The 6157-nt window shown below is 38.7% G+C and carries 5 protein-coding genes; 4 read left to right on the forward strand and 1 reads right to left on the reverse strand.

Annotation, left to right across the window (positions count from 1 at the left end; genetic code table 11):
- Positions 1 to 771: ABC-F family ATP-binding cassette domain-containing protein (locus RLO81_RS00915; protein WP_350105882.1), on the reverse strand; the 771-nt coding region annotated here is incomplete at its 3' end.
- A 261-nt stretch (positions 772 to 1032) separates the two neighbouring features.
- Between RLO81_RS00915 and RLO81_RS00920 the strand changes: the two genes are divergently transcribed.
- The 4 genes from RLO81_RS00920 to RLO81_RS00935 all read left to right on the forward strand — a co-directional run bounded on the left by RLO81_RS00920 (position 1033) and on the right by RLO81_RS00935 (position 5959).
- Complete coding sequence (locus RLO81_RS00920; protein WP_350105885.1) at positions 1033 to 1686, forward strand: hypothetical protein; 654 nt, start codon at positions 1033 to 1035, stop codon at positions 1684 to 1686.
- An 11-nt stretch (positions 1687 to 1697) separates the two neighbouring features.
- A complete protein-coding gene (locus tag RLO81_RS00925) occupies positions 1698 to 2963 on the forward strand; it encodes a hypothetical protein (RefSeq protein WP_350105888.1) in 1266 nt (421 codons plus the stop codon).
- A 227-nt stretch (positions 2964 to 3190) separates the two neighbouring features.
- Entirely contained in the window at positions 3191 to 4159 is a 969-nt protein-coding gene (locus RLO81_RS00930) for a hypothetical protein (RefSeq protein WP_350105891.1), read from the forward strand.
- 60 nt (positions 4160 to 4219) lie between these two features.
- A complete protein-coding gene (locus tag RLO81_RS00935; RefSeq protein ID WP_350105894.1) occupies positions 4220 to 5959 on the forward strand; it encodes a hypothetical protein in 1740 nt (579 codons plus the stop codon).
- Positions 5960 to 6157 lie beyond the last annotated feature (198 nt).

Consider the following 6157-nt stretch of genomic DNA (forward strand, 5'->3'; position numbering starts at 1 on the left):
TTTTTTGTTAGCCGAAGAGCGCTGCTGCAAAGCCAGCTGACTGGACTCATACCAAAACGAATAGTTTCCGGTAAACAGTTTGATTTGACTAAAATCGATATCCGCAATGTGGGTACAAACGGTATCCAGAAAATGCCTGTCGTGAGAAACAACGATCACTGTGTTTTTGAAATCCAGCAGAAAATCTTCTAACCATGATATCGTTTGGATGTCGAGATCGTTTGTTGGCTCATCCAGAATGAGCAAGTCCGGATTACCAAAAAGAGCCTGTGCCAGGAGCACGCGTACTTTCTCCGCACCATCCAGTTCTTTCATGAGCTTATGGTGGTCATCTTCCTTAATACCCAATCCACTTAAAAGGGATGCCGCATCAGACTCTGCATTCCACCCATCCATTTCTGCAAACTTAGCCTCCAGCTCAGAAGCTCGTACACCGTCAGCCTGTGAAAAGTCTGCTTTGGCATAAATGGCATCTTTTTCCTCCATCACCTTCCAGAGGTCAGTATGTCCCATCATCACCGTGTTTAGCACAGATAGTTTATCATACTCATGGTGATTTTGCTTCAAGACGGCCATGCGCTTACCAGGATCCAATGCAATGGTCCCGGTATTAGGGTCGATATCCCCGGAAAGAATCTTCAGAAACGTGGACTTGCCTGCGCCATTCGCACCAATCACCCCATAACAATTTCCTTGGGTGAACTTAATGTTGACGTCATCAAATAAAACACGCTTTCCATATCTAAGCGATACATTGCTTGCTGTGATCATAGGCTTTGTATTTCGAGGCGCAAAAGTAGGAAATACATGCAGCGAAAGCTAGGAAAGAGGTACATGATTGTATAATAATATCCTTATTAGTTTGCTCGAACTTGAAGGCACCGCGGGCTTTAGCCCTTCATAACAAAACCCTAATGACAATTCTGGGTTTAATTAATATTTTACCCGTCATCTGAAAATTATCCATAATTGGGTATGGAATTTCAGATCTATTATGATTGAATAACTAGTAGGGAATTTGTAACTTCAGACATGGCAGAAAAACGAACGTTCAATGAACGGATCCAGGAAAACCTGATCCCCTTCATCAAGACCATGCTGATTGTACTTTCTCTGATCTTTATTGTGATTTCCAGCGCCCAACTGATCTGGCTCAGCCAGCGGATCTATACCTACGAGAATATTACGATGGATCCTACGGTAAGGGAGTTTGTAGCAGCTGATCCGAATCTTGAGGCTATCAAATGGCTCACGATTTCAGAGATTGAGATCTATGCCATCAACCAGCGATATCACCAGGCGCATGTGCTTTTAATCTCACGGATGTGGATCCAATACCTGAGCTTTTTTATCGGGATTATCATGGTGACCATCGGGGCCATCTTTGTGCTGGGCCGTATCAGTGACAAAGAGTCAGAGATCGACGTAGAAAGCAAGTTCTTTGGTCGAATACTGTTCCGCTCCACCTCTCCCGGACTACTGCTGGCCTTTTTGGGAGTAGTGCTGCTGATCTTCAGCTTTGCCTATCAGCGTGAGATCAAAGTGCAGGACAGCTCGGTATATATGAATAGTCTGGGAGTGTCTCCCACAGGCTTTATTCAGCCTTATGATTCCACCATGATTAAACAGGATAAACCCGTACTCAAGAAGGGAGCCGAACCGCCTCCTGATCCTTCAGGTAACTAAAAAACCAAACCATGAAAAAGATCTATTGTGCAATCATCTTTTTAGTCTTTCTATCCGGTTCTGTCAATGGTCAGGCCTGGCTGGATGATATTAAATCCCAGATATGGGTGAGTAAAAAATACGACGTCGCCCTTGCAGAAATCAACAGCCGACGTCCTGCAGCCGGCAGTGATGTCTTTGAATTGGATCTACTTAAAGCCATATGCTACTGCGGAAATAACCAGCCAAATGATGGACGTGCCTACTTCAATTGGATGTTACGCGCCTACTGGATCACATCGCAGGATCTGAAGAACTATATTAAGTCATCCATTGACAATTGCGGGTCACCACATACTTTAGCGCAGACCAATAACTACGGCGCCCTGGCATCACTCACGATTGCTACACCTGCTATCGTAAGCGGTAAGGAGTTCTTTGGAATGAGTTCTGAATTTGATCAAACCCGTGTAGCGCGTAAGATTGACTCTGCTGAATATACGTCACGCTTGCAAGCAGCAGCGGAGAAAGATACCAGTCGGTTGGCCGCTGCCTCACAATTGGACGCCTACAGCATAGCCTCGACACAAAATTTTATGGTATTCGTAGAGGGCGCTAATTATGCTACCGGAGCCAGGCGTGTGGCCGAAACCCTGGAAGCCGCGTGTCAATTCTTTGTGAATTTCTATGAGTTTCCAATGCCTGAACATCCAATTACCGTTTACATTTCCACTGATAGGGATGGATTTATCTCACTTGGAGAAAAACTACACGGTCTCGAGATTAGCTATTCTCTGATTGGCTATTCCGAAATGCGTGACTACAGCATGGTGGCCTATGATCCAGGTCTAAATGGGGGAACACTTAAACACGAATTGCTGCATATCCTGATCAACCAGAACACCCCGTTCCTGCCTCCATGGATCTCGGAGGGTGTACCGGCGTTGTATGAAGTGAGTACTATCCAGGCAGATGGACAGATTCTGGGAAATAGGGCATGGAGAGAAGTGGCACTGGGTCAAATCAGAGGTAATTTCAATCCCAGTCTGGAACGGATTATGAAAATGGGCTGGGAAAAATTCTTTACCTATGATGATCAGATGGATAACTCCCTGATCAAAGCTTCCCTGGCCCGGAGTTTTGCACTTTACCTGCAGGAGCAAGGCGAGTTATCAAAAATGTTCGAATCCTACCGACTGCAGGATCCATTGGAATATGATCCATTACTGATAACTGAGGTTTTGGGTAAGCAGATGCATCAGATTCAAGAGGACTATGAGGCATGGTTGTGGGAGTAAGATGGGAACATACCAATAACCGGGCCGTGTAGTATAACAGCAAATGTTATGGGTTCTTTCTATAAGTAAAATCAATACTAGCAAGCTATACTTTAGTTAACTAGCATCTTTTCACACTGAGTTGTGTGCCGGTCTTGACAAATACAATGGGATTCCGGTATATTGCAGATGGTGGATTCTATACCCCATGATATGTATTAATCTATGTATTAATCTATGTTATATAAATGAAGGAGCATCTTGACGCTTTTTTCTTTAAAGAAGATCCATTATCAAATACTTATAGATATTTCTACTCAAATAAAGGGTTCTATCACTCAGTTGATTTAGAAAAAGAGTTCTCTTTTAATTGCTTTGGAAATGTTGATGTATTCGATGTCACACAAGGAGGTTATGAAGATTTGGGTAGATGGGCGAAATTAAAAATGACCAATCAAGGTGATAATATGCTCTATGATGGAGAATTGATTAAGGCACAGAACCATCCGGGATGTTATTATCCAAGAATGTGGCGAGGTAGTTATTTCAACTTGAACGCTGATGACTTAGGGGGCTCCAGGGATGTAGTATCAAAATCCAAACTTGCTGTTGAACTTCTTTTTGAGAGATTACTTGATGTCTTTAAATATGTTGAACCACAGAAATCCAATTTAGATGTTTTCGGATTCAAAATAAGAGAACTTTTACTTCTTAGTTGTATGGAGGTTGAATCTAGTTTCAAGGCTATACTCCGTGCTCATTCATATTCAAAAGAAGCCGATAGGTTATCAACTAAAGATTATATAAAGCTTCTTAACCCTTTGAAGCTAGACCACTATAAGATACAATTAATTCATTACCCAGAAATTGAGGTTGTTAGCCCTTTTTCTTTATGGGATAAAAAGAAAGAATCAAAGTCGCTTCCTTGGTATAATGCCTATAATATGACAAAGCATAACCGGGAGGAACATCTATGTTATGCTAAACTATCTTTTGCCATAGAATCAGTTTGCGCAGCTGTTATATTGTTATGTGCACAATTTGGACCAAGGGTCATTCCTCAGGAGTTTCACATAACAATGAATTCGCCTAATCCTGATTGGTTTTACATTCCATTAATTAATGCCAATATAAAATTAAATGAAAATGGAAAACCGATTGGGATAGATCAGGATGTAGTAAACATTGAATGGTCTAAAATGAAGTATGAGTTTTGATTGTTACAGATTATTAATCATTGAATTGATTCAGCCAATTTAATTTAAATTGACAAACTAATGAATACTGGTTTTTCACTAAAATTGATTCTCGAATATCGAGAAATATTCGATGATAAACCTCTGTCTGTATCTGAATATTTGAAAGGTATAAGTAGAGAAAAAATGCTAACGGTTGGAGCACATTTTTTGGGCTTTAACAACAAAAACTCAAGATTCAATGATCATAAAGAATTTCTTGAGATGTATTTCTGCCATGAGAATAACAAATTGGCAAATAACATATACACAAAAATCAAGACAATAGAAAAAAATAAAAGCCGGGAAATTTTAATTTTAAATGCCCTTACAAGTCTTCAACTTTTTGAGTTTTGTTTTGAAAACCTTGGTAAAGAAAATACGCAAACAAATGCTGAGCTTGAAGTAAATCTTTTTAAAGCTTATCTTCTTCTAAATCAATTGAATACGCAAAGGGATAATATAGCATCAAAAACAACAGAATCTCTTGAATCAGAATATAAACTTGCCGGACTTTCACTAGCGCAATCTTTCGCATATTCCGATATTGCCAATTATGATCTCGTAGAAGCTTTTACTTGTCAATTGGTCAAAGCTGTATATTTATTTGACTTTTTAAAAAGCAGGAATGATACCGCAAAATTGTGTCAATCCTTTCTTGAACTATTCAATTGTAAAAGCTCTGACGAGTATTTGAAGCGGATTATCCCACTTGGTATTTCAATAATTAGAAATGATGGTGAAGGACATTTGGATATAAATGTTGAAGCTGATGAAGATTATAAAATAAACATAGAATTCCTTGATAACCTGGTTGTTTTAGATCATGAGCCAATCACCGATATCGATTTTAGGAAACTAAGAACTAAGCCCTTCTATAAAATTGAAAAGGACAAATACAGGGTGATTTTTGGTCTATTTGTGATTGAAAAAATCTTTAAGGGACTATATTTTCTATTGAGGAATGTAAACGCAACATTATCAAAATCAGATAAATTAAAAGATTTCCGGAGCTTCTATTGTGAGTATTTTTCTGAAAGAACATTACTTTATGATGTCCTTCATGAAACCTATGGAGGCAGATACATCGAATTTAGTGGGAGTCAAATGAAAGAATCAGGACTTGAAGCGGAACCTGATTACTATATTAGACGTGGAAACTATGTCTTTCTTTTTGAGTCGAAAGATATCCTCATCAATGTAGATGTCAAAACCTCTAGAGATTACAACCAAATTGAAGAAGCTTTCAAAGAGAAGTTCTATTTTGAAGTACATGATGGAAAGAAAGCTAATAAAGCAGTTCTTCAGTTAGTCAATAATATTAAAAGAATTCTAAATAGGGAACTTCCGTTCGACAGTACTTACAAACAAACTTCAATTAGGATTTATCCAATTCTTGTCATTCATGATGACCAATACAATTTATCAGGGCTCAATGTAATAATCAATAAGTGGTTCAAGGAAGAAATAAAAAATCTAGAGGACTCAGGTGTGCCAGTTGACAAAGTTCATGATTTAACAATTATTGATATCGATACTTTGATATTTTACCAGGACTCGTTTAAAGCACGAAAAATCAAGTTAGATAAAGTCATTGATGAATATCATAAATACATAAAATTCGACAGAAATAAAAAGTATCGAGATAAAGAACACGTGCATGAGCATATTAAAAGAACCGTAGTTCCATTCTCAATTTTCTTGAGTAATTATTCCCATAGCAAAGGATTTGTAGGAGTCCCCTCGATTTTAAGGGAAAAAGGGTATTCCTTGTTTCAATAACATCACACATTATGAGATAATATCATATCAATGCGTTATTTTTAATTTCTCTCAATGAAAGAGCATGAATAGAATAAAGGAGGTCCTTGAGGAGAAGGGTATAAACAGACCTTGTTAGCTGATAAGCTAGAGAAAAGCTATAACATGACCAATGCTTATGTCTAGAACAGGAGGCAACCCAGTTTAGAGGATTTATAC

This window comes from Fulvivirga sp. (assembly GCF_040220315.1).
Taxonomy (GTDB): Bacteria; Bacteroidota; Bacteroidia; order Cytophagales; family Cyclobacteriaceae; genus Fulvivirga.